We start from the raw sequence: 23,241 nt of genomic DNA, 5'->3' as shown, positions 1-23,241 counted from the left end.
AACAATGAAAAAACTGATTAACCGTGTGGAAGATGTACTGAGTGAACAGCTTATCGGCCTGGCGAAGGCGCATCCTGAACTGACGCTGCACCAGGACCCGGTCTATGTCACCCGCGCTGATGCACCGGTCGCCGGCAAAGTGGCGCTGCTCTCCGGCGGCGGCAGCGGACACGAACCGATGCACTGCGGCTACATCGGCCAGGGCATGCTCTCCGGCGCCTGTCCGGGGGAAATTTTCACCTCGCCGACGCCGGACAAAATGTTCGAATGCGCGATGCAGATTGACGGCGGCGAAGGCGTCCTGCTGATTATCAAAAACTATACCGGCGACATCCTGAATTTTGAGACCGCCACCGAGCTGCTGCACGAAAGTGGCGTTAAGGTTACCACCGTCGTGGTGGATGACGACGTGGCGGTAAAAGACAGCCTCTATACCGCCGGACGCCGCGGCGTCGCCAATACCGTGCTGATTGAAAAACTGGTCGGCGCCGCCGCCGAACGCGGCGACTCGCTGGAAGCCTGCGCTGAACTGGGCCGCCGTTTAAATAACCTTGGTCACTCGATTGGCATCGCGCTGGGCGCCTGCACCGTACCGGCCGCCGGACAGCCCTCCTTTACCCTGAAAGATGATGAGATGGAGTTCGGCGTCGGCATCCATGGCGAGCCGGGTATCGACCGCCGCCGCTTCAGCTCGCTCGACCAAACCGTCGATGAGATGGTCGATACCCTGCTGGAAAACGGCGCATACAGCCGCACGCTGCGCCAGTGGGATAACGTCAAGGGAGCGTGGCAGGAAGTGAAACAGAGCAAAACCGCGCTGCAAAACGGCGATCGGGTTATCGCGCTGGTCAATAACCTCGGCGCCACCCCGCTTTCCGAACTGTACGGCGTTTACAACCGCCTTGCCCAGCGCTGCGAAGCGTCCGGCATTGTGATTGAACGCAACCTCATCGGCAGCTACTGCACCTCGCTGGATATGGCGGGTTTCTCCATCACCCTGCTGAAAGCGGATGATGACACACTGGCGTTATGGGACGCCCCGGTCCATACCCCAGCGCTGAACTGGGGAAAATAAGGAGCACGACATGTCACTGAACAGAACGCAAATCGTCGACTGGCTGTACCGCTGTGGCGACATTTTCACCAAACAGAGCGATTTTCTCACCGGCCTTGATAAAGAGATCGGCGACGCCGACCACGGCCTCAATATGCATCGCGGCTTCAGCAAAGTGGTCGAAAAGCTGCCGTCGATCGCCGATAAAGACATCGGTTTTATTCTCAAGAATACCGGGATGACGCTGCTTTCCAACGTCGGCGGCGCCAGCGGCCCGCTGTTCGGCACCTTCTTTATCCGCGCCGCCCAGGTCACCCAGGCGCATCAGAGCCTGACCCTCGACGAGCTTTATCAGATGATCCGCGAAGGCGCGGACGGCGTCGTCAACCGTGGTAAAGCGGAGCCGGGCGATAAGACGATGTGCGACGTCTGGCTGCCGGTGGTGGAATCCCTGCGTCATTCCAGCGAGCAACATCTGTCTATCCCTGCCGCGCTGGATGCCGCCTGCGAAGTGGCCGAGCGCGCCGCCCACGCCACCATCACCATGCAGGCGCGTAAAGGCCGCGCCAGCTATCTCGGCGAGCGCAGCATCGGGCATCAGGATCCCGGCGCGACCTCGGTGCTGTTTATGGTTCAGATGCTGGCTGCCGCCGCCAAAGAGTAAGGAAATCGCGATGGTAAACCTGGTTATTGTTTCTCATAGCGCCCGGCTGGGCGAAGGTGTCGGAGAACTGGCCCGGCAGATGTTAATGAACGATGGCTGTAAGCTGGCGATCGCCGCCGGGATCGACGATCCCGACAGCCCGATCGGCACCGATCCGATTAAAGTCATGGAGGCGATCGAATCCGTCGCCGATACCGACCATGTTCTGGTGATGATGGATATCGGCAGCGCCCTGCTCAGCGCCGAAACCGCCCTCGATCTGCTCGATCCGGCGATGGCGGCAAAGGTGCGGCTGTGCGCCGCGCCGCTGGTCGAAGGGACGCTGGCGGCCACCGTCAGCGCCGCCTCCGGCGCCGGGATCGACAAAGTTATCGCCGATGCCATGAACGCCCTGGAAGCCAAGCGGGTTCAGCTGGGTTTACCTTCGCACACGCCTGACGCCGCCGCCCCAACGCTTGCTGACGACGGCGATGCTAAATCGGTTTCAGTCATTATTAACAATCACAACGGCCTGCACGTGCGTCCGGCATCAAAGCTGGTCGCCGCGCTGGCGGGTTTTAACGCCGACCTGGTGCTGGAGAAAAACGGCAAATGCGTCACCCCGGACAGTCTGAATCAAATCGCTCTGCTACAGGTGCGCCGCCACGATAAGCTGCGCCTGCTGGCCCGCGGTCCGGACGCCGATGCGGCGCTGGCGGCGTTTCAGGCGCTGGCCGCCGATAACTTCGGCGAGTCGCCGGAGGCGCAGCCGACAGCGGAACCCGCCATACCTGCGCGTGTTGAAGGCGCCGCGATGATTTATCCGCAGGCGCCGATCCAACCGGCGCTCCCCGCCGCCGCCGACATCGCCCGCGAGCAGCAGCGCCTGCGCCAGGCGATCGACCAGACGCTGGCCGATCTCAATGCGCTCACCGAGCTGGCGGAACACAAATTTAACGCCGATATCGCGGCGATCTTCGCCGGTCATCACACCTTGCTCGACGATGAAGATCTGTTTGATGCCGCCAACGATCGCCTGCTCACCGAACAGTGCTCGGCGGAATGGGCGTGGCATCAAGTGCTGATGGAGCTCAGCCAGCAGTATCGTCAGCTGGATGACGCCTATCTGCAGGCCCGTTATATCGATGTCGACGATATTCTGCAGCGCACGCTGCGCCATCTGCAGGGTATTAAGGAGACGCTGCCATTCGCCAGTGAGCCGACGATTATTATCGCCGACAATATTTATCCCTCGACTGTACTCCAACTGGATGCCAGCAAGGTCACCGGCCTGTGCCTGCGCGACGGCAGCGAACAGGCCCACGGCGCGATTATCGCCCGCGCGGCGGGGATCGCCTGGCTATGCCAGCAGGGCGAAGCGCTGAATGATATTCAGCCTGGCGAAGCCATCACGCTCGATATGCGTCTGCAACGTCTTATTCGTCGCTAAATCCACTTTGACCGTTACCACTCCGGGGGCCCGCCTCCGGAGGGTGAGTTTTCGCTTACTGATCAGGAACCACTATGTCTCAATTCTTTTTTAACCAGCGCGCCAGCCTCGTTAACGACGTGATCGAGGGAACCATTATTGCCAGCCCGTGGAACAACCTCGCCCGCCTGGAGAGCGACCCGGCGATCCGTGTAGTGGTACGCCGCGATCTGAATAAAAACAACGTGGCGGTGATTTCCGGCGGCGGCTCCGGCCATGAACCGGCGCACGTCGGCTTTATTGGTAAAGGCATGCTGACCGCCGCGGTCTGCGGCGATCTGTTCGCCTCGCCGAGCGTCGATGCGGTACTCACCGCGATTCAGGCGGTGACCGGCGAGGCGGGCTGTCTGCTGATCGTTAAAAACTACACCGGCGATCGGCTTAACTTCGGCCTCGCGGCGGAGAAAGCGCGCCGTCTTGGCTATAACGTAGAGATGCTGATCGTCGGCGACGATATTTCGCTGCCGGATAACAAACAGCCGCGCGGTATCGCCGGGACTATTCTTGTGCATAAGGTGGCGGGTTATTTCGCCGAGCGCGGCTTCAACCTCGCCACCGTCCTGCGTGAAGCGCAATACGCCGCCAACCATACCGCCAGCATCGGGGTGGCGCTGGCCAGCTGTCACCTGCCGCAGGAAGCGGAAAGCGCGCCGCGCCATCAGCCCGGCCACGCCGAGCTGGGGATGGGCATCCACGGCGAACCGGGAGCCTCGACGATCGCGACCCATAACAGCGCGGAAATCATGCAGATTATGGTAGAGAAGCTGACCGCCGCCCTACCTGAAACCGGCCGCCTGGCGGTGATGCTCAATAATCTCGGCGGCGTGTCGGTGGCCGAGATGGCGATTCTGACCCGCGAGCTGGCCAACACCCCACTCCATGCGCGCGTTGACTGGTTGATTGGCCCGGCTTCGCTGGTAACGGCGCTGGATATGAAAGGCTTCTCGCTGACCACTATCGTGCTGGAAGAGAGCATTGAAAAGGCGCTGCTGTCGGATGTCGAAACCGCCAGTTGGCAGAAGCCGGTGCAGCCGCGGGCTGTTAATATCATGCCGTCCGCGCTCGCCAGCGCACGCGTCGCCTTTACGCCATCGGCCAACCCGCAGGTGGGCGATTACGTGGCGCAGGTGACCAGCACCCTCTCCGGCCTCGAAACCCATCTCAACGCGCTTGACGCCAAAGTGGGCGACGGCGATACCGGCTCCACTTTCGCCGCTGGCGCGCGTGAGATTGCCGCTCTATTGCAACGCCAGCAACTGCCGCTCAATGATTTACCCACGCTGTTCGCGCTAATTGGCGAACGCCTGACGGTGGTGATGGGCGGCTCCAGCGGCGTATTGATGTCGATTTTCTTCACCGCCGCCGGGCAGAAGCTGGAGCAAGGCGCCAGCATGGCGGAAGCGCTGAACGCCGGTCTGGGGCAGATGAAATTTTACGGCGGCGCCGATGAGGGCGACCGGACGATGATTGACGCTCTACAGCCGGCGCTGGCGGCGCTGCTGGCCGAACCGGATAATCTGCAGGCCGCTTTCGCCGCGGCGCAGGCCGGCGCGGATCGCACCTGCCAGTCGAGCAAAGCCGGCGCCGGACGCGCCTCCTATCTCAATAGCGAGAGCCTGCTCGGCAATATGGACCCCGGCGCCCACGCGGTGGCGATGGTGTTTAAGGCGCTGGCGGAACGCTAAGCCTCACCCGGTGGCGCTGCGCTTACCGGGGCGACATAACACCATTGAAAGGTAGCCCGGAGAAGGCGCAACGCGCCGCCATCCGGGTTTACCACACTGCCGATTATTTGCTATGCCAGTACGCCTGCGAACGCACCAGTTGCTGATCGATACTCGGCTCCTCAAAGCGCGCCAGCAGCGATTTCACCACGCCGCCTTCTCCGGTCAGCCAGATAAAATAATCTTCTGACGGCACCTTGACCTGAGCCAGCCGCTCGGCGACGAACGCCGGGTTGTGGCCTACCACCCATTCGATATTAAAGCCGTCGAGATCCGCCAGATAATCTTTATACGAAGCATCCGCGACGGTGACGATGGCCGTCACCTGCGGCGTCACCGGCAGCTGACGTAATCCCAGCAGGCGACGGCGCAGCGCCGGCATGCCCGACTCGTCACAGACATAAAGCTGCCAGGCGTAATCTTCCGGCACCACCAGCGAGCCGCGCGGCCCGCCGATCACCAGCTTATCGCCGATGTTGGCTTCCAGCGCCCAGCGGCTGGCAATACCGCCATCGTGGATATAAAAATCGTAAGCCAGCTCGTGGCGTTCGGCATCGTACAGCGGCGTGTAGTCGCGGGTCGCCGGGCGCACGCCCTCGCCCCAGTTAATGCCTTCGTCGGTCACTTCCGGCGGCGTAAATACGCTGCCCGCCTGCGGGAAAAACAGTTTGGTGTGGTCGTCAAAACCTTGTGAAACAAAGCCATCCAGCGCCTCGCCCCCCAGCACGATCCGCTGGAACGCCTGGCCGATACGCTCAACGCGCAGCACGGTTAATTCGCGAAAACGTAGTTCGTTACGCACGCGCTGTGGGTAGCGTGAGGTGTTTTTTGTCATTTTTTCGCCTTCGTGAAGATAATACGATATATCTAAATTTATTTTTAAATGATAATGATTGCTAATCAAAAAGATTGCAAGCACTTTTTTGATATAGTCAGCTTGAGATTAAACAGCTATCAGCAATCCATAAAAACCATTAATAATCATTAAATTAAACAAAAATTATTTTATAGACTTACAAGTCGATAAACTTTAGATATAAATTAGATATATCTAAATAACATCAGGAGACGATGATGCAAAACCATCATGAAGGTTGCTGTAAACATACAGAGCACCAACACGAAGGCTGCTGCAAGGGTGAAGGACATCACCACGAAAGCCGCCACAGTGAGCACCATGCAGGCTGCTGCAAAAGTGAAGAGCATCGCCACGCAGGCTGTCACCAGGAACATCACCACGAACAGGGTGCGGACGCCGCCACGGTCGCGGCGGAGGTGGTGGTCGTCGCCAGTGCATCTCCGTCACTAACAACGAAGTCGCTGCCGACGAACAGAAAAAATTGCGCGAACAGGGCTTAAGGCCTGGAGATCCTGATTGGGAAAAGTGGGGGATCTGTGATTATATCACCAAACCACGTGTACAAGCTGCTATCACAGGCAAAACGCCGAATGAACAACCGATTAAGGTCAATTATAGGTTTACAGACGAGTTCCCAATGTCTGACGGTTTTGAGGAAAATGCCGAGTTTTTCACTCTGACCTACGAAGCTGAGAAGTCGGTTAGCCACAACTTGGCCTTTGTTCGCATTGCGCCGTTGCTATGGCTACGCGCGGGTGCGCGCGGCGAACGTATTGAAAAAATACCTACTAAAGGATGGGAAGTGACCGATGCGTACGGTCTACTGCTAGGGAAGGTGCGAATAAGCAGGTCATTTCTTCCCAAGCTGACTCGCTGATTAAAATTTCGCGGATCTGGGCCGATTTTTTTCCCGCAAACACATCGAATCAGCCTATTTAGGCTATTTTTTCCACCATTTCTGGCGTTATTTCCGGTTTTTACTGAGATCTCTCCCACTGACGTATCATTTGGTCCACCCGAAACAGGTTGGCCAGGGTGAATAACATCGCCAGTTGGTTATCGTTTTTCAGCAGCCCCTTGTATCTGGCTTTCACGAAGCCGAACTGCCGCTTGATGATGCGAAACGGGTGCTCCACCCTGGCACGGATGCTGGCTTTCATGTATTCGATGTTGATGGCCGTTTTGTTCTTGCGCGGATGCTGCTTCAAGGTTTTTACCTTGCCGGGACGCTCGGCGATCAGCCAGTCCACATCCACCTCGGCCAGCTCCTCGCGCTGTGGCGCTCCTTGGTAGCCGGCATCGGCTGAGACAAATTGCTCCTCTCCATGAAGCAGATTACCCAGCTGATTGAGGTCATGCTCGTTGGCCGCGGTGGTGACCAGGCTGTGGGTCAGGCCACTCTTGGCATCGACACCAATGTGGGCCTTCATGCCAAAGTGCCACTGATTGCCTTTCTTGGTCTGATGCATCTCCGGATCGCGTTGCTGCTCTTTGTTCTTGGTCGAGCTGGGTGCCTCAATGATGGTGGCATCCACCAAAGTGCCTTGGGTCATCATGACGCCTGCTTCGGCCAGCCAGCGATTGATGGTCTTGAACAATTGACGGGCCAGTTGATGCTGCTCGAGCAGGTGGCGGAAATTCATGATGGTGGTGCGATCCGGCAGGGCGCTATCCAGGGATAATCGGGCAAACAGGCGCATGGAGGCGATTTCGTACAGGGCATCTTCCATGGCACCGTCGCTCAGGTTGTACCAATGCTGCATGCAGTGAATACGCAGCATGGTCTCCAGCGGATAGGGCCGTCGGCCATTGCCCGCCTTGGGATAAAACGGCTCGATGACAGCGGTCATATTCTGCCATGGCAGAATCTGCTCCATGCGGGAGAGGAAAATCTCTTTTCGGGTCTGACGGCGCTTAGTGCTGAATTCACTATCGGCGAAGGTGAGTTGATGGCTCATGATGTCCCTCTGGGATGCGCTCCGGATGAATATGATGATCTCATATCAGGAACTTGTTCGCACCTTCCCTAGCTGAGCGCATTTTGCAACGCGGACTGAGTGGTCAAGGTTGACCTTGTCGAATTCAGCCTTCAGTTGCTCATCTGGCTTAGCTTCGTTAACAGTTACCAGAATCCGACTAGCATACTCGCTACCCTTGGCTTGATTGCCTACCATCTTACCCAGTACACGGCCAGCTTTTGATTTCGCTTCAGTCAAACGTTCCTCGCCATTTTCGAGGTAGTCTTTACATGCGATAACAGCAGCAATCTCGGAAGCATGAACTTTCATCACGTCATTCAGTTCGTCACGAGATGGAGAGCTTTCCGCTGATATTGCGAAACTTGATGCATTAATTGCAAATAAACAAACAACCGCATTTAATATTATTTTTCTCATCACAGGTTTCCTTTTTATTGGTTACGAGGCAATGCTGCTTCAGACAGCTGGTAATTCAATATTGATAAGTAGGCCAGAGGTATAGTTGCTGCCGGGATTAACCATTCATACCTGAGCGAAAAGTATGACCACGAAAGTAAAACAACACCAGAGATAGCTGAAAATGCGAACAACGGCCCAATATTCATAAAAGTACTTTTACAAATGACTGGTATACTTTTCAGCAGAGAACCTTTACACCGCGTAACTGTTGGTATGAATAAAACGAGCATTGGCGTAGCGATAAATACGCTCAAAGTGGCAAGGGCGTACATATTGAAATACACTATTAGGTTGGAGTAAGCCAGACTAATGCTTGTTAATGTTGGTTGTTTATATTCAACATGGTTGGTTTCACCCGCAACCGCTGAAGCAATCATAAATTTGACTAACCACAATATTACGATCATTAGTACGGTCAGGAATAATGCATAAACTAACACAACGATAAAGTTGCGTAGTTCTTCCCAGATATTCAATCTTAGCTCTGAGCTTTGATATCGGCATAAGATAGCCGTAAGGTAGAGGGTGAGTACAACTGGCTGTAAGATAAAAAATGCAAGCCCCTCCATTGTCACATTTTTCATGATGAGTGTCAGGAGTCCACCACCAGCAATTATCGGCAAGAATATTGCCAAAATACCATGAAGAGATGCCATTGTTTTCATGGAGGACAACATTATTTGTTTGGTATCTTCGAAAGATAATTTATTGATGAGAAATGCTGACATTGTGTTTCCTCTTCATGTAGTTGGCTCAATTGTCGCATGTTGAAAAATTTGAATAGCATTTAACATCGACAAACTGACGGCTTTTTCTCTATCTCATTTTTTCTGTTCAGTTACGGGTGACGAAATTAACTCGACCAGCTCTTCCTTTCCCCACTATTCATGGGCATCAACGGAGAAAAGTTTTATGGATTCTGCGGTTCCTTCAAAGGCGTTGTCATAGCAACCCAGAATATTGATGTCGTAACCGGGCCCAGCTTCTCGGGTTAAAAGATGCTCCTTTGCGCTCCCTGGCAGTATTGCTATCAAGCGTCCTCCCGGTTTCAGGAATCTCATCGCATGTTGAAAATGTGCAATCCAGCGTGAGTCACTAAATGGAGGATTCATCAGAATTCTTTCAAACAAGCCGGTATTTTCAGGCTTGACCAATAGAAAATCATTAAGGGTGACGTTCCAGCGCAGGCCAGTAATTGCAACAGCTGCGGGGTGTATATCAAAACCAGTAACATCCACCCCCTCTGGTAACCCTTTCAGTAGCGCACCAAGACCGATATTCGGTTCCAGCAAACGCATACCTGAAGCCACCATACATTCATCAATTGCTCGTTTCTGGAGTTCTCCGACCGTTGCATAGAACTGGTGCGTATAGCGGTCAGGTATAGAACCATGTAATGCCAGAAGTTTGAATGCTTCAACGGGGCTAAAGTCAAAGTCATATACTTCTCTATATCTTCTGACAGCACCCAATGACTCCCATATGTTCACCAGTTCTTTTTTCTCACTAACAGACTGGTTGTCCCGCAGGATAAAAGTGTGCGGCCCCGGTGACAGGTGTTTGCCCGCGTTCAAATGGTCAGTGGCATATGATATTAAGGAGTTAACAGCAGAGAATGATATCAACTGCGACCGATATTCATTGGTTTTTACAGTTCTTGCGGAGTTATGGCCGGTGGTGTATCGGCGATCGAGAGGAATGCAGCCTGGCATTAAATGGGATAGTACCAGATTGAGATTGTCACAAGTTTCCTCCTCAATCAGGATATGCACATTGCCGTTAATAAACCCCTTCACTTTAAGACTATCGTTATCAATACTTACCCATTCGCCAGGGTTACTCATCATGTACTCTTTGACCGCAGCCGAATTCACATCCTCAGCACCGCTTCGTCCATACATCAGTCCAATAACCTTACGAAGGTCATTAAAATAGTTGAGATAGTCATAGGATCTGCGGTTATCTCTACTTGGTAAGCAGCTGGCTATGATGAGTTTGTTGCTGAAGCCCTGGGCACGGTTAGTCTTATGCAGAGCGGAGAGCTTTTCAAACACACCATGAACCATCTGGGCGAAGTAGTCTTTTTTCTCTTCATTCAATGCGAATGCGGTAGAAAAGATACTTTCTTCGTTGAAGGGTACAGGCTTAAGCTTCTCAAAATTTGATTCTGATGATTTTCGCCATGCCCTCAATCCTTCGTTCCAGTCATCGTATCTTTCGGTGGGCATAAATGGTTTTACGCCGGTCAGATCGAGCAGCTTTTGCCAGTACTTTTCATCGAGAGCACAGCGGGCCCGTTCTATACAGAACAAATTTTCTACAGCCAGCGTATATTTGATGGAATTGTCACAAGAATCACAGAACATGCGCCATGCTTCATCATGCCGGTTCCGCATCACTGCATCATACATGGCCTGCATGTGCTTCAGTGTTGTGTTGTATTCCACCAGCAGATCGCGCATGGCATTTAGTTTTTGAAAGCCGTCATGTTCAATGAGGCCACTTTGACTGTCTACGGGATTAGCATAAAGGCTGAGGACGTCTGATTCATTTTCATCGTTATTCGCTAATACAGCTGTCGGTAGGTTCATCAGATTTCTCCAAATAGAGAAATTATGAGACAGGTATGGCAGGTGACGAAGCAAATCGACGAACTACATAAGCCGGGATATTTGGGGATACCGTGAAGTACATAGCACGGCGGAAGTCCAAAAAAAGAGACCCCAGTAAGGGGTCTTAAATGAGGTATATATAACTATCAGATCACAGAGCCCGAAGCAGACTACTCAACGTCCTGAATTTCAGGAAGCTTCAACCCTTTCGGATAGAAGATTGTATGAACAGTCAGGTCAGCCAGGAACGTAGATTTGATAATTAATTTTATTATAGGGTTAATACTATCCCAAGAATCGGGCGAATTCCAGATAGTGGCATCACAGCTTTCAGGATACTGGTTAACTCCAGGAGCATGGCCAGCCGTGCAGCGCATTGGGTCGGTTGATTCATGCTCGCATTTAGGGCAAATATAGCGCCGCAGCTGGTGTTCACCTAGGTCTTGGTCAAAATCGTGAGGAGTTTCCCAGCAATGAACATCTTCAAGCTCAGGTAGCCTGGACGGAGTGTAAAAAGCCCACGGCACTTCCGTACCTCGCAGTACCTCAAGTGCGTGTATCACCCGCTCAGGCTCGATTTTAAGCACGTCACTGTATGCTTCTATTCGATCACGTAACAGGCTGGCCATTACAGAGATTGTATGGATATCGATACCGGCTGCTTGAGCGTCCCTTTCCAGCTGCTCAATAACGACATCAATACTTGCTGGTGGTGCAGACATAAATAACTGCGTTGCGGCTTCTTGTCGTGACATATACGAAGGTTCCTTCGGTTACCGGTGACAGTAACCGATATTTTCCCCTCGCTACAGCTGGTCACGAATTTTTTCAGCTTGTACATCGGATACCAGAACACAATCACCTGTTGCAGAATTACAAACGTAATATTTTCCGTCCTGATGCTGCTGTAATTTCAGTTTTGTACCCGTAAGTGACACTGTAACGCCACTTGCTTCAAACTGCCCTTTGTTGGTGATGAAAAAGTTGTTTTTTGCGAGGGTTCCGGCTTTCAAATCAACGCCTCTGATCACTTCACCCAGGTCCCATTCGTTCATTACTGAGCGTTGTTTATGGATCAAGGAGCCAAGACAGACAAACACCACGACACTGATTGCAGCAAGACCCATAAGGTTTTTAAACGAATGGTGGGCTTTCAGGTCAAGCGTCTTCGCTTCTACCAGCTGCTCGGACGTTAACTGGACAGCTCGATTGTTACGCGAAGGACGTTTACGTTGGTTAGCAGTCATGGTTCACCTCTGTTTGAAGGAGAGATAATTTTAAACCTGCCAGTATATAAGCGATCTGAATTGGGTGAAGCGAATCATCAATGCTCATGGCCAGTCTACCCTTCTGATTGGTATCTACGGCTTTGCTGCCTCGGTACTGGTATCCATATCTCTTCCTGGCAAGTTCCAGGCCAGCCAGCATGTACTGGACTTGCTGTAACGATAATGAATCAATTTGCAGAGACTTGAGCCTGTTTTTTTGCTGGCACAGACCAAATAACTCCCTCGACTCGAAATCGTCGGGGTAAGAGTGTAGTAACCCATCAACTGAGCAGGCATTCAACTTATCGAATTCACGTTCAATACCCTCGACCGAGAAATGTCGGTCTCGAACGGACTCGACTCTACATTTGCTGAGCTGGCCATCTGGTGTGGCTACAAATATAGTTGCGCCTTCGGTCAGGTCTCCAGTCCAGTTTGTATGATTAGTCATATACGCTCCGTAATGGGCCTACTAAACAATATTATCACGGCTGAATATTTGACGAAGCAGTGCGCGATACGCGCCATGATAATGTTAAATTAGTCGTTTATTTGATAGCACCATTTTTCTCTGAATACTGTTCAAACCAGAAAACAATGGGTTTCTCTACAATGCTTATCTGGCCGAATCTTTCTGCCGTTCTGAAATTCATACTACTCTTCCGTGCCCTTTCAACCTGTAAACTTATTTGTTTGCGGAACATTTCCAGTGAATATGTTGTTTTGAGCAGATTGCAGGGCGCACAGGCTGGGAAAAGATTTTCTAAGCAGTTGGCACTTTCATTAAACACTTCACCGGTAGCCTTAAGCTTAAATTTCCCTCTGGCCGCAGCTTGCATATCCTGGACGGATTTCCTTAGCACAGGTTCTACGTGATCAGCGTGCCAACCTTTTTCTTTCAGTACCTCGCCACAATATGCACATCGACCACCAAATTTAGCCCTCAGTACTATTCTTTGTTTTTTTGACAGAGACATAATAAATTCCTTGTGGAACTAAGAGAATCGGCCATCGTCTATTGATTCAGCGATGTTGACTGCCAGGGCGTTATCGTCCAAGCCTGACAACGTTTCATAGCGAAAGACAGGAATGTGAGTTCTTTTAAAAAGGGCAATAATGAACTCTCCTTCAGGCTGAGCGCTGATAGCATCTTCATTGATCATTGCTAGCACTAGTTCCCCGGTATGCGCATCGGAGAGAACAAAATCGAACACGAATTCATCTGCGTACTGTTGCGCCTGAAGTACGTCAACCGGGGCAACCGGTTCATCTTCGAGCTCCAGCTCTACTAAGTCCCGGGCAAGCACCTGGGGTGCGATAATGTACTGACCATTGAACACCGCACTCAAGCGCACATAAAGATCCATCAGGACTTTTGGCAATATCGAATTTTTTTTGATGAAGTACTCGCTCAACCCATCAAGTGCGGCGTTCTCGTCGGCATCGGCATTAATATCTGCCTGCTGATCATGCTCGTCCAAAGGTTGCTGAGTTTGTTGTTGTTCTCGTTTTGTTCGACTCGCGTAGATAAGTATGAAAGCTGCAAAGCACACAAATGTCAGAAATATTGCGAGAGCGATTATATATTTTAGAGTCATGGGTTCATTCCTATAGTCTGGAGATACTCAGGCTCCTTGAACTTCATATTTTCGGGTATATGCCGCATCACCTTTTTGATGTATGGTTGTTCAATTCTCTTAAGCGTATCTAATTGAGATTGATAATCCTTAGTTCTCAAATCATGCTCAGCACCCAGTTGTCCTAATAACGTCTGAAGTTTCTTTAAGGCTTTGCTGCACTGCACTTCGGCATTATCCAGCTTTTCAATATTTAACCAGGAGAGAATATCGATAACAGGATTTATAGTCAGATCGACAAACAGATCAAGCGTGTCATCTGGTAAATTTGAATCAATAGGTGATTGCCGGGCAGGCATTTCATCTGCTAATCGCTTAAGCGCACCCATAGCTCTCTTTAACGAACTACTCGCAGAGGATGTGTCTATTGCTGAAAGTATGGATATTGCTTTACTGGTAGTAACCATATCCAGAAATTCAGTTGTGGAAGCACTATTACATTCATCCTTTGCTGTTTTTAATAGTTCACGGGCATTTTCTGCAAGTTTGAGTCGTCTGCCTGACTCGTTATATTTTATCTGAGCTTCTTTCCAGCAGTTGACTAGATGCTGATAAATCTCACAATCTGGTGATTTCGAAATTTCTTCCAACGAGGACATAACTACGTATTGAAGAAAGATGCTCCTGCATTTTGGCAGCAGCAGGTTAAGATGCAATTCACATTCGTTCAGCTTTTTTCGCGCCGGTGTCTCTCTGAAGAGACCAATAAATAGCGCCCACAATGAAAACTGACGATCTCTTGTCTCTTTAACCAACTCTTCAACTGCCAGGGCTCGGGCAATGTTAGCATTTTCAACCTGGCGTGATAACTCTTGGAGTTCTGTAGCTGTAATCATCTCTCAGCCCTTTAATGGAAGGTTTTTTCTGGTTGTTTGGCTTCTGCCGCGACACCTTGTTGTTCGTCTGACGGCGTTGTGATGAGTCCTGGGCTTTCACCCCCGAGGGCTTTTATCATTGTGTCCAGAACCTCCATAACAACAGAGGTAAACAAAACGAAATCGGCATCAAATCTTTGGGCGTGATCTTCTGGCGAAATGTCATCGTTCTGTTCAATAAGTTCTTCCGTAAAGGTCAGTCGTGAAAAGATGAAATTGTCATTCAGGATGAAAAACATCTGGTTCATCCAGCCCAGTGCAACCTTTGTCACAAGCTTTCCGGCCTCGATGTGATGAGCGATCTCATCACATATCAAATCCTGGCGTTTTGTTGTAACGACCCCCCCGTTTTCGAGCACATCTTTGAGCGTGGCTTCGTCGCATAAAGCTAGGCCAGGCGGCAGACTTCCTGTTTTGACCCACTCTGTTAACGTCAGTTCTACCGGCGTTTCCAGCGTGAATGGGATAATTGGAAGTGAGCCAATAGTTTTACGTAGCAAAGCTGTTACATCATCTGCTTTTTTATGGCTGGTGGTCTCAACAAGCAGTAGACGTGATTTAGTATCCACCCAAATGTTTGTAGTGCTGTATTTGCTGAAAGCCTTTGGTATGAGCTCAGCGAGCACGGCATCGTTGACGGCCTGGATCTCCATTTTCTTTAGCCTGCGGTTTTGCTCTTTCTCCAGTTTCTGAACCCGGGTTCGCACAATTTCTTTGATGGTCGCGGGAGGAAGTATTTTCGATTCGTGCTTAACAGTCAGAAGAATGAGATTATTCGACTCATGCTTTAACAGCTCGACATCTTCACCCAATGGCGGGATCCATCCTGACCGTGCCATATCATTAGGCCCGCAGGGAGTGTATTTCAACTCACTTAACTGTTCATCCAGCTTGTCTAATTCCAGAGCTTTTTGGATGCGGTAGACTACAAGGCTTTTGGGTTTAAATTGGCTCATCGTGGCCCTCAGCTGTTGCTTGATTAATTTTAATAAGGTCAGAGACACGCTCGCGGATCACGACACACTCCCAGTAAGTTAGAGGCTTAGAGCTCAGCACTTGTTTAAACTGCGCCACGGCAATATCAGGTGCTGTCCGATATTGTTCGGCGATATCCTGACAAAATTTCTCAGTCTCTGGGTTATGCAGCTTTTCAGAACAATGGAAGCGTTTCATGCCGCAGCTCCCTTTTTCGAGTTATCCGCTAATTTGACCGCGAAGATTTCTGAAGCTTTTTTCCCATCCCCGCTGCCTTTAAATATGCTTCTCCGGGCAGTCACACCATGAATAGCGAAGGCTTGATAAAGCTCACGAATATCAGGCGCATCGTGGCATGATGCGATGACATGAACCCCGCGTTCAGGCAGCAACTGGAGCAGTTTGGTAAGCTCAATCTGCATAGCGGGTGTAAAACCGCTGGCATGGTAAGCCGTGAATCTGCCGGGATTAACATATGGTGGGTCGCAATACACCACATCACCCGGGCGGGCCATTGATAGCGTGGTCTGGAAGCTGGCGCAAAGTAAAGTTGCTGAGGACATTTTCTCAGCCATTGCGTATAACTCTGTCTCTGGGAGATAGGGGTTGGCGTAATAACCCCAGGGGACGTTAAAGATGCCTTTCCGGTTGTATCGGCATAGTCCGCGATGGCCAAACCTATTCAGATAGATAAACAGAGCAGCTTGAGTGTCACTTGCACTATCATGATTATTGAACTGGCTTCGCAGCTCATAATAGGCGTCCTCAGAACGCCCGAGACAGTAAAGGCGTTTAAGCTCAGAAAGTACCTTTTCAGGCGACTTAAAAATACTCTGGTATGTATCGATCAGGTCGCTATTAATATCGGCCAAAATGTATTCTGGGTAATTCGTATTCATCATTACAGCGCCTGAACCGCCAAAGGGCTCAATAAGCCGACCACCTTTCGGTAGTACATGCTTAAGACTTGCCATAATGTTGTGTTTGGCTCCTACCCACTTCAGAACGCTTTTCATTTCATTCTGGCTCCAGAATATTAGGACGCAGTGATCGCGACCAATGGGAGCGAGATGGCATATAGCCATCCCGTCAGGAAGCTTGTTTTAACGTTATCACGCCCATGAAATTGGCTATTTCGAAAAGGCCGACAAAACGAGAGCGTTTTGTCAGACACGGACAGGCATGATGATGTCGTAATTGTTTTTGTTTACTGAAATCAATATGCCGGTCGTTGTATCACGCAAAGCAATCTGTGCGGCTTCTCCTTCTTCCGAACACGCCCCCAGGCTTGCCAGTGATTCCAGGAGGTAATCGGCATTCATACCGATATCAACAATTGTTTCGGGCTCGCCTGCCTCTTTCGCAATGTCCATCACCTCTTTGCAACTGATTGCATTTGAGCCGGGCGACTTAAGCTGTAGGGCGTTGTCTTTGAATGACATCACACAAACACTGGTGTTGTTTGGCGAGCCCTCTTTAAGCAATGGGGTTGCGCGTTTTAGTGCGGTGGTGAGTTCAGAAGGATCAACCTTAAACAGTTCAGTATTTTTGGCTACCGTGCTGGCCACGCGCTTCCAGTCCGGGTAACGGCCATCGACAAGATTTGAAATGACTGTATGGCTTCCGAGCGTAAATGTCAGGTTACGGTTGCTGTAGTCAATTTTGAATTGACCCTGGCTACCGCTCAGGATTTTATGGAGCACGGGGAAAACCCCGTTGGGTAAAATCACACCTGCATTCGTGTTACTGATAGAGGTAGGAGCTGTCGGAGATTGAATCTCATCGCCCACGTCATCGCTGAAGTCGATATCATGAGAACTGACGGCCATACGATGTCCATCAGTGGCTACAGCAATAAATTGGCCATTATCGATACCGAGGTAGACCCCATTCATATAAAAGCGGACATCGTTCTGAGCCGCAGCGTGGCTGACACGCTTGATAATCTGACTCAGCATCTGCGTTGGAAAGTAAACGCTGTAATTATGTTCCAGCGTCTCAGCCTGAATTTCGGGTATATGGTCTAAGCAAACCGGGATGTTATAGGAGTTTTTGTCGGTGCGAATGACAAGATGGTTTTTTGCCGCATGGAAGCGGACGTTAATTTCATCTTCGCCGCGCATGTTGCGGATTAAAGAAAAGAGTTGTGTTGCAGGTACTGATACGTCCATATCACCATTGCCCCCCGATACCGTCCCTTTACTGGTAATTTGGGCAGAGTTTAAGTCAATGCCAAGGGCAGAAAGACAATCCCCACGTAACCGCAGCGTGATCATCTCCAGTACTTTCATTGCAGGAGACCGGCGAATAACCATACACGGCATTTCGATAATTTTGAGAAGTGCTTCAGCAGAAATATCAAACCCTGGAAGCTCTTTAAATGATAAGCGTCTTGCCTTTGGTTGAACTGCGTCTATTGTAGATGCGTCTGTCATTTTACTGTCTCCCATAATTATCCGTGTTAAATTAATCGTACCCCCGGTCAATCAAGTGACGAATAGCAAATTATGAAAAAATGAAGTTTATTTGTGGTGACGGCGATAACCTAATTCAAACGCGAACTGCCATTGGTATTCATTTAAAGCACATCCAAGAGATGTGATGGCCTCAACAATTTCCTTTATAATGAGGTTGCCTGAATTCAATCTGTACTCGTAGTACCAACCTATATCAAATGCGATAAGCTGGAGGCGGAAAAGATGGATCTGAGGAACGTAACCAGTAACGCCGCTAAGCGCTTTTATATAAATGAGTTCCCCTTCCATTTCTGATAGAAAAACCATGTCAAGAATATTGGACGCGAAATTCGTCATGGTGAACATAAATTGAGCCTCTTTATTGAGCCTCGCGTAACACATCGGATGCCTTAAAGTAGCCGAGTCGGTGCATCATTTTATTGATCTGACCTACTTTGCCATCAGACCCTTCATACTTACTCAACCGGTGAAGTAAGATACGCATGGACATCAACACACTGTCTGATGCGTTATCACCACGGGTAAGTAGTTTATCAGTACTATCTGAGTATGACCCCGTAAGTGCCGCGCTCACCAAATCACCGGCAATAGCATCCGGGTGGCACAATGCCATCAAACCGATAATCAATGCCTGCCGATTAAGTTCCGTTTCTGTCAGGCCTGTTTTTGAAGTGAGTTCTGCTAGTAAATTATCAGTGCTCATTATCATGCTCCTTTTGCTTATGTTCTCCCGGTTGAATGGCGGAAGAGTCTTTACTACTGCGTGAAAATACATCCGCGACCAGAAATTTAGCTTTCTCTGAAGGACTCATAAATTTCCAGAGTTCATCAGGATATTCATCGTCATGCTTTTCAGATTTTTTCAATCGGGAGATTCCTTTTAATTTTGCAGCCATGCGGCTCCGTCCATACGGACGGATTGGCATTGTAAAATTTTGCTGCGAACTATCAATCAGACCAGTAAAGTGACGACCCATATAAATACCTCTAAGTGCAGTAGTTATTTTTTCCCGATTCAAAGCTCCGCCTTTAACGTCATACTACGGGATAGCATTACTGCAACGAAATATTCAGGGATTGTTTACGGCGTTTTGAAGGTGTTATCCATTACCGTTTTACTTCTCGCTACCCAGTCGTTTGCATCACTGCAATTGATGTTTGACGCTACGACCTGACGGGCGGATGTATAGATTGGACTTGCATAACCACCATTCCCGGCAACTACCAGACGGATACTGTTGAGATATGCGTAAACAGGATCCTGTAGGATTGTAGAATCGATGGATGCCTGCTGTTTACAGCTATCGCTACGCATCTTTACTACATCAGTTGCGACCATGACGCATTCAGGACATTCATTTTTAAGCTGAATGAACTGAGTTGGTGTCTGCCCCGCTGCCGGACTTCCATCTGCTCTAAGAGGAATATTGGCTTCAGCAATATTGATGCAGAAAGTCGATCCCGCAATTAGCGCCAGCAATAATTTCGTTTTCATATAACCTCGCCTTATTTAATTCAGATTTATCGAACTGAGCTTACTGCTTTAAGTGGTGAGTAAGAAAAAAAAAGGGTGACAAAACGGGGGGTGTTTTTTAACCTTAATCATATCCCATATGATTAGGTTGATTATGAACAATGCCAATATGCAGGGAGATGGTACTGAACATCGCCTGGAGCGCTTTTCCCGTATTCAGAAGGATGCGTTGGTACTTCTTCTTTTGTGCAAAGAAAAAGGCACTGCGATAGTGCCATTCACCAGGTTGCTGGGGTTTATTAACTCTGTTCCAGACAGCCAGGATGTAGCTGAGCCCAACCTACGTAAGTCACTCAAAACATTGCAGCAAAATGGCTATGTATGGAAGTACCGGAACAAAAACGATCTTACAGTTTCATTTGAGTTAACTTCATCAGGAGAACTCCAGGCAACTTCATTTCGGGTGCGAAGATTAGAGGCATGGGGCCAGGCAGACGAGTAAAACTCGTCTGCTGGTGGTTACACAGAAAGATACTTTTTACTGATAGTTAAAGCGCTGCGTCGTTTTAATGCAAATGGACGATTATCAGAAAGTCTGGAAGCATTACCGGCGCGAATGAATATGCGTTTCATCCTGCGGTCAAAATGTTCTTCTGACCAGCCGAAGGGATACGTACCCTTAATACCATCTATTGGCCCGGCAAGAATGCGAGCGGTTTCGCTACGAAGAGTACTTCCCCTTAAACCAAATGAGCTAAGTTTATTTCTTATCAGACTTACAGAAAATTTCCTGGGTTTTAAAACACCCTTAATACAGTACAGATGTTTACTCATAGCATTACCCTTTTATTATGGGAACGATTAGCTGCGCTGCATAAAGTCGATGGATTGGCGTTTGTTTTCTTCGATTATCTTCATTGCCTCTTCAAGCCATCCAGCATCTTCACCCCGGCTGGTTAGCTCTTTGTGCTTTAGTTTGAGTGCAAATACTGCGTCATCAGCACCGGCAGTAAACAATTCTTGTCTGACTTGTTGTGTGCTGGTTGTACCATTTATAACACCAACCATATAATTCACGATATCAATAACTTGGGGGAGTAAATCTGGATCCTCATGATTAATCTCCTCGATACTGACAAACGGCAGTAACCGGTCAATCAGCATATGGGCTAGGTTGGTGATATTCAGCAGGAATAGGTTATCGTTCTCGGTGTCGCTTTTGCTTTTTACTTCTGATGCGGTAAACGACTGAACCCGGCGATTGTATTCGCACTGCCACTCCTTACAGGCACTGATCATCCAGTTCTGTATCTCTTCATCAGAAGCGTTGGATGATGGAATGTCCATCGCAGCAGGGAGAACTTGATCCCACGGGTAAACATGAGAATCAATCATCACGCCTTCCGCGTTACGCATTAACTCAGATAAAGCCACTATGATGCGGCGCATCAGATGGTTTTCAGTGAGGAGAGTAAACTCTTGTTTCGATGCACCAACGAGCTCGACGTTGAGTCCTGTCAGCGAGTCGTTAGTGTTTGGCATAGTAACAGGCCTCCTGCCCTAAAAGATGATTATGAACCAGTCCGTGGTCGCAGGGTTTAGTAGTGCCAGTCAGCGTATCCGATTTTACGCTTTCGTCTTGATCACCAGTGTTCACTGAGGGTAGTAAAGTTTTGACGACGTTTTTCATAAAGACCTTATACTGTCATGACAGTCGTATGTAATTTTAGATAAGTTCTATAAGACATCTCAAAAAATAATGGTAATCCGCGAGCAGATTACCATTCAGGCATTCATCAATCATAATATGCTACGGTTATTATTTTATAATACCGCACTGCTTTGCTATCTCGATAACATCGCCATTTTTTATGATGATACCCAGAGTTTGCGCATCCTCAATGTGTCTAGTGGCGCATCCACCGACAGCTTTAACCTGCTCGATGAGACGGTCTGAGGCAGCAGCAGTATACGCCAGTGTACTGTCTGGAGTGTTGAGACTGAACAGATAAAAGCCTGAGACAATTCCCAAAATTACCAGTAGTCCACTTCTGAGTATCGCCGAAAAAAGGGCCGCAACGCAAATTGCACCACCGGCATAAATAGCAGCCTGGCCATATGACATAGACCCATTTTCCAGTATCGTCTGGAGTGCGTTATTGAATTCATTCACGGCAATAATTCCCCATTAGTTATGATACAAATTAAAACAGATATGCTGCTAATCATTAAAAGGCTATCTCAGTTCCATAAGCACCAGTGCTTCCTGGAACTTCATCCTGATTTCCCAAATAATAATTTTCCATTGTTGGGGGCGAGTTGCGTGGTGTTGCTGGCCTCGCGTTCGTGTTTTGTGGCCTGCGGCTATAACTGGTATTCTGCCGGTGATCCTGCCCACGGTTCTGCTGGAGGTGACGACTCACCAGTTTATTACCGCCTACATTGACTTTGCGAAGAACATGCCCCTTCACGGGGTTGACAAGTACGTCCATAAAGAAGCGTTCTTTACCATCCTCCTTGATTAGGCGGGTACGCAATTGGGCCTCCAGGTACACTCCTGTCCCGACATGAAGATGATTGCGGGCCACATCAGCAAATTGACCAAGCAAAATGATCTGATAGTGTTCTTCCGTAATTTTCTCCAGACCAGATTTATCCTCCATTGAGGACTCAGATGTTGTTACATAAATCTTTGCGTAGATGCCGTGGGTAGGGTGTTGTCGGATTTCAGGCTCACGGCCTACAGTACCTTCGATAATTACTTTGCTATAGCCACGATTAGTCATACACCCTCCCCAGCTCTGTATCGGATGACATTATTATCAGCCTGTCCGGTCTGGTGACGAATGGTAATTCGTTAAATAATTGCACTGCACATCCATAAAAATAGTCAGGATATTAAGTTTGTGGTGAGAAGGACGGCACATCAGACAAAAAAAATCCCGGCCAGGCCGGGAAAGGTGATCTTTATGCCAGCGTACTCGCCAGCGTTCTCTTTGTTATGTCCCCATACTAAACATGTATGGCCCAGAGTGAAACAATTTTTGAAACCTGCAATGAAAATACATTGTGTTTCCATTTTGTTTACCTGAAAAGAGACGAAATGTATTATTGCTTGAGATGCCTTTTTGCCATACGTTTTAGGGTTTGGAGTATTGTTTGGTAAGCAGCGAGTTCATTTTTGTACTCAGCAATCTCCGTCTCATTCTTAACATAGTCGTTTTCAAGCTTAGCTATAGTATCAGTGTATTCTTGCATACTCTGTTCAACTTTTTTTGTTGCTGTACGAAACGCAGCGCTTTTAGTCGTTCTGATACCAACGGGGAATGTTTTCCCGATTTCCACGTCATGTTTATAGAAACTGCTGATGCTTGTATTCCAGACGCTTGGCTTTTTGTCGCTAGGCCGAATTTTGATAAATGTGATTCCAGGGATTTTATCCACAAGAAAAACAGTTTTTTCACTGCCTTCTGCCGCATTCTTTTTCATTCGAATTGTTTTTACGCCAACTTCTATTAATTCGACGCTGGTTTTTATTTTCGACGGGTTGTCTACGTCCATATCAATAAATACCCGCCAGCATGACTGGCCCTCTTTTATCGATGAAGGACACGCTTGTGGAAAATGGTCTTTGTACATGGTAAACCCCAACAACCTGAAATATGTAGGATAAAGATTAAGGGCATTTATGCTGCTTACGAAATTCGGGGCGACTC

Annotated in this window: 29 protein-coding genes and 2 pseudogenes; 7 read left to right on the top strand and 24 right to left on the bottom strand. The window is 49.2% G+C overall.

The window, feature by feature from the left end; genetic code table 11:
* Positions 1-4: 4 nt before the first annotated feature.
* The 4 genes from dhaK (at position 5) to GFB57_RS23625 (ending at position 4,871) form a co-directional block, all read left to right on the top strand.
* Positions 5-1,075, top strand: coding sequence for a dihydroxyacetone kinase subunit DhaK (dhaK, locus tag GFB57_RS23640; RefSeq protein ID WP_007372180.1), 1,071 nt, complete (start codon positions 5-7; stop codon positions 1,073-1,075).
* Positions 1,076-1,085: 10 nt separating this feature from the next.
* Positions 1,086-1,718, top strand: coding sequence for a dihydroxyacetone kinase subunit DhaL (dhaL, locus tag GFB57_RS23635; RefSeq protein ID WP_007372179.1), 633 nt, complete (start codon positions 1,086-1,088; stop codon positions 1,716-1,718).
* A gap of 10 nt (positions 1,719-1,728) precedes the next feature.
* Entirely contained in the window at positions 1,729-3,147 is a 1,419-nt protein-coding gene (gene dhaM / locus GFB57_RS23630; protein ID WP_007372178.1) for a dihydroxyacetone kinase phosphoryl donor subunit DhaM, read from the top strand.
* A gap of 74 nt (positions 3,148-3,221) precedes the next feature.
* Complete coding sequence (locus GFB57_RS23625; protein WP_007372177.1) at positions 3,222-4,871, top strand: glycerone kinase; 1,650 nt, start codon at positions 3,222-3,224, stop codon at positions 4,869-4,871.
* Positions 4,872-4,974: 103 nt separating this feature from the next.
* Here GFB57_RS23625 and GFB57_RS23620 read toward each other — a convergent pair whose 3' ends face one another.
* Positions 4,975-5,745, bottom strand: a complete 771-nt coding sequence (locus GFB57_RS23620; protein ID WP_007372176.1) for a siderophore-interacting protein — start codon at positions 5,743-5,745, stop codon at positions 4,975-4,977.
* 239 nt (positions 5,746-5,984) lie between these two features.
* On the opposite strand from GFB57_RS23620, the pseudogene GFB57_RS23615 reads away from it, so the two are divergent.
* Together GFB57_RS23615 and GFB57_RS23610 are read left to right on the top strand one after the other, a co-directional pair.
* Positions 5,985-6,202, top strand: a pseudogene (locus GFB57_RS23615) (PadR family transcriptional regulator); the annotation flags it as partial.
* Positions 6,188-6,598: pseudogene (locus GFB57_RS23610) on the top strand (site-specific DNA-methyltransferase); the annotation flags it as partial. The pseudogenes GFB57_RS23615 and GFB57_RS23610, both read left to right, overlap by 15 nt.
* A gap of 148 nt (positions 6,599-6,746) precedes the next feature.
* Here the strand turns inward: GFB57_RS23610 and GFB57_RS23605 are convergent.
* From GFB57_RS23605 to GFB57_RS23520, 18 genes are all read right to left on the bottom strand, one after another.
* A complete protein-coding gene (locus tag GFB57_RS23605; protein WP_000019445.1) occupies positions 6,747-7,727 on the bottom strand; it encodes an IS5-like element ISKpn26 family transposase in 981 nt (326 codons plus the stop codon).
* Positions 7,728-7,772: 45 nt separating this feature from the next.
* Positions 7,773-8,165 (bottom strand): hypothetical protein, encoded by a 393-nt coding sequence (locus GFB57_RS23600; RefSeq protein WP_032951328.1) that lies wholly within the window; start codon positions 8,163-8,165, stop codon positions 7,773-7,775.
* Positions 8,166-8,179: 14 nt separating this feature from the next.
* A complete protein-coding gene (locus tag GFB57_RS23595) occupies positions 8,180-8,935 on the bottom strand; it encodes a hypothetical protein (protein ID WP_009654999.1) in 756 nt (251 codons plus the stop codon).
* Between the two features lie 153 nt (positions 8,936-9,088).
* On the bottom strand, positions 9,089-10,798 hold the full coding sequence (locus tag GFB57_RS23590) for a DUF4942 domain-containing protein (protein WP_007372173.1): 1,710 nt from the start codon (positions 10,796-10,798) through the stop codon (positions 9,089-9,091).
* Between the two features lie 191 nt (positions 10,799-10,989).
* Complete coding sequence (locus tag GFB57_RS23585) at positions 10,990-11,574, bottom strand: hypothetical protein (protein ID WP_032951326.1); 585 nt, start codon at positions 11,572-11,574, stop codon at positions 10,990-10,992.
* 51 nt (positions 11,575-11,625) lie between these two features.
* Complete coding sequence (locus tag GFB57_RS23580) at positions 11,626-12,066, bottom strand: hypothetical protein (RefSeq protein WP_223226831.1); 441 nt, start codon at positions 12,064-12,066, stop codon at positions 11,626-11,628.
* Positions 12,056-12,538, bottom strand: coding sequence for a hypothetical protein (locus GFB57_RS23575; RefSeq protein WP_032951323.1), 483 nt, complete (start codon positions 12,536-12,538; stop codon positions 12,056-12,058). Before GFB57_RS23575 ends, GFB57_RS23580 begins: the two co-directional genes overlap by 11 nt.
* 97 nt (positions 12,539-12,635) lie before the next feature.
* Positions 12,636-13,064: an HNH endonuclease signature motif containing protein gene (locus GFB57_RS23570; protein WP_032951321.1), complete on the bottom strand. Its 429-nt coding sequence runs from the start codon at positions 13,062-13,064 to the stop codon at positions 12,636-12,638.
* Positions 13,065-13,082: 18 nt separating this feature from the next.
* Positions 13,083-13,685, bottom strand: coding sequence for a hypothetical protein (locus GFB57_RS23565; RefSeq protein ID WP_223226832.1), 603 nt, complete (start codon positions 13,683-13,685; stop codon positions 13,083-13,085).
* Positions 13,682-14,560, bottom strand: coding sequence for a hypothetical protein (locus GFB57_RS23560; protein ID WP_290366982.1), 879 nt, complete (start codon positions 14,558-14,560; stop codon positions 13,682-13,684). Before GFB57_RS23560 ends, GFB57_RS23565 begins: the two co-directional genes overlap by 4 nt.
* Before the next feature lie 11 nt (positions 14,561-14,571).
* Positions 14,572-15,555 (bottom strand): recombination-associated protein RdgC, encoded by a 984-nt coding sequence (rdgC, locus tag GFB57_RS23555; RefSeq protein WP_007372167.1) that lies wholly within the window; start codon positions 15,553-15,555, stop codon positions 14,572-14,574.
* Complete coding sequence (locus tag GFB57_RS23550; RefSeq protein WP_007372166.1) at positions 15,542-15,772, bottom strand: hypothetical protein; 231 nt, start codon at positions 15,770-15,772, stop codon at positions 15,542-15,544. The genes rdgC and GFB57_RS23550 overlap by 14 nt, the downstream gene beginning before the upstream one ends.
* Positions 15,769-16,590: a Dam family site-specific DNA-(adenine-N6)-methyltransferase gene (locus GFB57_RS23545; RefSeq protein ID WP_007372165.1), complete on the bottom strand. Its 822-nt coding sequence runs from the start codon at positions 16,588-16,590 to the stop codon at positions 15,769-15,771. The genes GFB57_RS23550 and GFB57_RS23545 overlap by 4 nt, the downstream gene beginning before the upstream one ends.
* A 150-nt stretch (positions 16,591-16,740) precedes the next feature.
* Complete coding sequence (gene dnaN, locus GFB57_RS23540) at positions 16,741-18,009, bottom strand: DNA polymerase III subunit beta (RefSeq protein WP_223307982.1); 1,269 nt, start codon at positions 18,007-18,009, stop codon at positions 16,741-16,743.
* 87 nt (positions 18,010-18,096) lie between these two features.
* Positions 18,097-18,396 (bottom strand): hypothetical protein, encoded by a 300-nt coding sequence (locus GFB57_RS23535; protein ID WP_009653866.1) that lies wholly within the window; start codon positions 18,394-18,396, stop codon positions 18,097-18,099.
* 13 nt (positions 18,397-18,409) lie between these two features.
* Entirely contained in the window at positions 18,410-18,754 is a 345-nt protein-coding gene (locus GFB57_RS23530; protein WP_032951317.1) for a hypothetical protein, read from the bottom strand.
* Positions 18,744-19,070 (bottom strand): hypothetical protein, encoded by a 327-nt coding sequence (locus GFB57_RS23525; RefSeq protein WP_223227020.1) that lies wholly within the window; start codon positions 19,068-19,070, stop codon positions 18,744-18,746. Before GFB57_RS23525 ends, GFB57_RS23530 begins: the two co-directional genes overlap by 11 nt.
* A gap of 62 nt (positions 19,071-19,132) precedes the next feature.
* Positions 19,133-19,546, bottom strand: coding sequence for a hypothetical protein (locus GFB57_RS23520; protein ID WP_007372162.1), 414 nt, complete (start codon positions 19,544-19,546; stop codon positions 19,133-19,135).
* Positions 19,547-19,679: 133 nt separating this feature from the next.
* On the opposite strand from GFB57_RS23520, the gene GFB57_RS23515 reads away from it, so the two are divergent.
* On the top strand, positions 19,680-20,027 hold the full coding sequence (locus tag GFB57_RS23515) for a hypothetical protein (RefSeq protein ID WP_127649446.1): 348 nt from the start codon (positions 19,680-19,682) through the stop codon (positions 20,025-20,027).
* A gap of 17 nt (positions 20,028-20,044) precedes the next feature.
* On the opposite strand, the gene GFB57_RS23510 is transcribed toward GFB57_RS23515, so the two are convergent.
* From GFB57_RS23510 to GFB57_RS23490, 5 genes are all read right to left on the bottom strand, one after another.
* Entirely contained in the window at positions 20,045-20,359 is a 315-nt protein-coding gene (locus tag GFB57_RS23510; protein WP_127649449.1) for a hypothetical protein, read from the bottom strand.
* Positions 20,360-20,386: 27 nt separating this feature from the next.
* A complete protein-coding gene (locus tag GFB57_RS23505) occupies positions 20,387-21,067 on the bottom strand; it encodes a hypothetical protein (protein WP_007372161.1) in 681 nt (226 codons plus the stop codon).
* A 277-nt stretch (positions 21,068-21,344) separates the two neighbouring features.
* Positions 21,345-21,698, bottom strand: coding sequence for a hypothetical protein (locus tag GFB57_RS23500; RefSeq protein WP_154050669.1), 354 nt, complete (start codon positions 21,696-21,698; stop codon positions 21,345-21,347).
* A gap of 55 nt (positions 21,699-21,753) precedes the next feature.
* Positions 21,754-22,311 carry a single-stranded DNA-binding protein gene (ssb, locus tag GFB57_RS23495; protein ID WP_008786804.1) on the bottom strand — a complete coding sequence of 186 codons (558 nt, stop codon included), beginning with the start codon at positions 22,309-22,311 and terminating at the stop codon, positions 21,754-21,756.
* Positions 22,312-22,633: 322 nt separating this feature from the next.
* Positions 22,634-23,164 (bottom strand): hypothetical protein, encoded by a 531-nt coding sequence (locus GFB57_RS23490; RefSeq protein WP_007372158.1) that lies wholly within the window; start codon positions 23,162-23,164, stop codon positions 22,634-22,636.
* Positions 23,165-23,241 lie beyond the last annotated feature (77 nt).

It is taken from the genome of Citrobacter sp. S39 (genome assembly GCF_009495675.1).
Lineage (GTDB): Bacteria > Pseudomonadota > Gammaproteobacteria > Enterobacterales > Enterobacteriaceae > Citrobacter > Citrobacter freundii.
The sequence above is the reverse complement of the archived record's forward strand: the minus strand, read 5'-3'. Positions and strand labels throughout refer to the sequence as shown.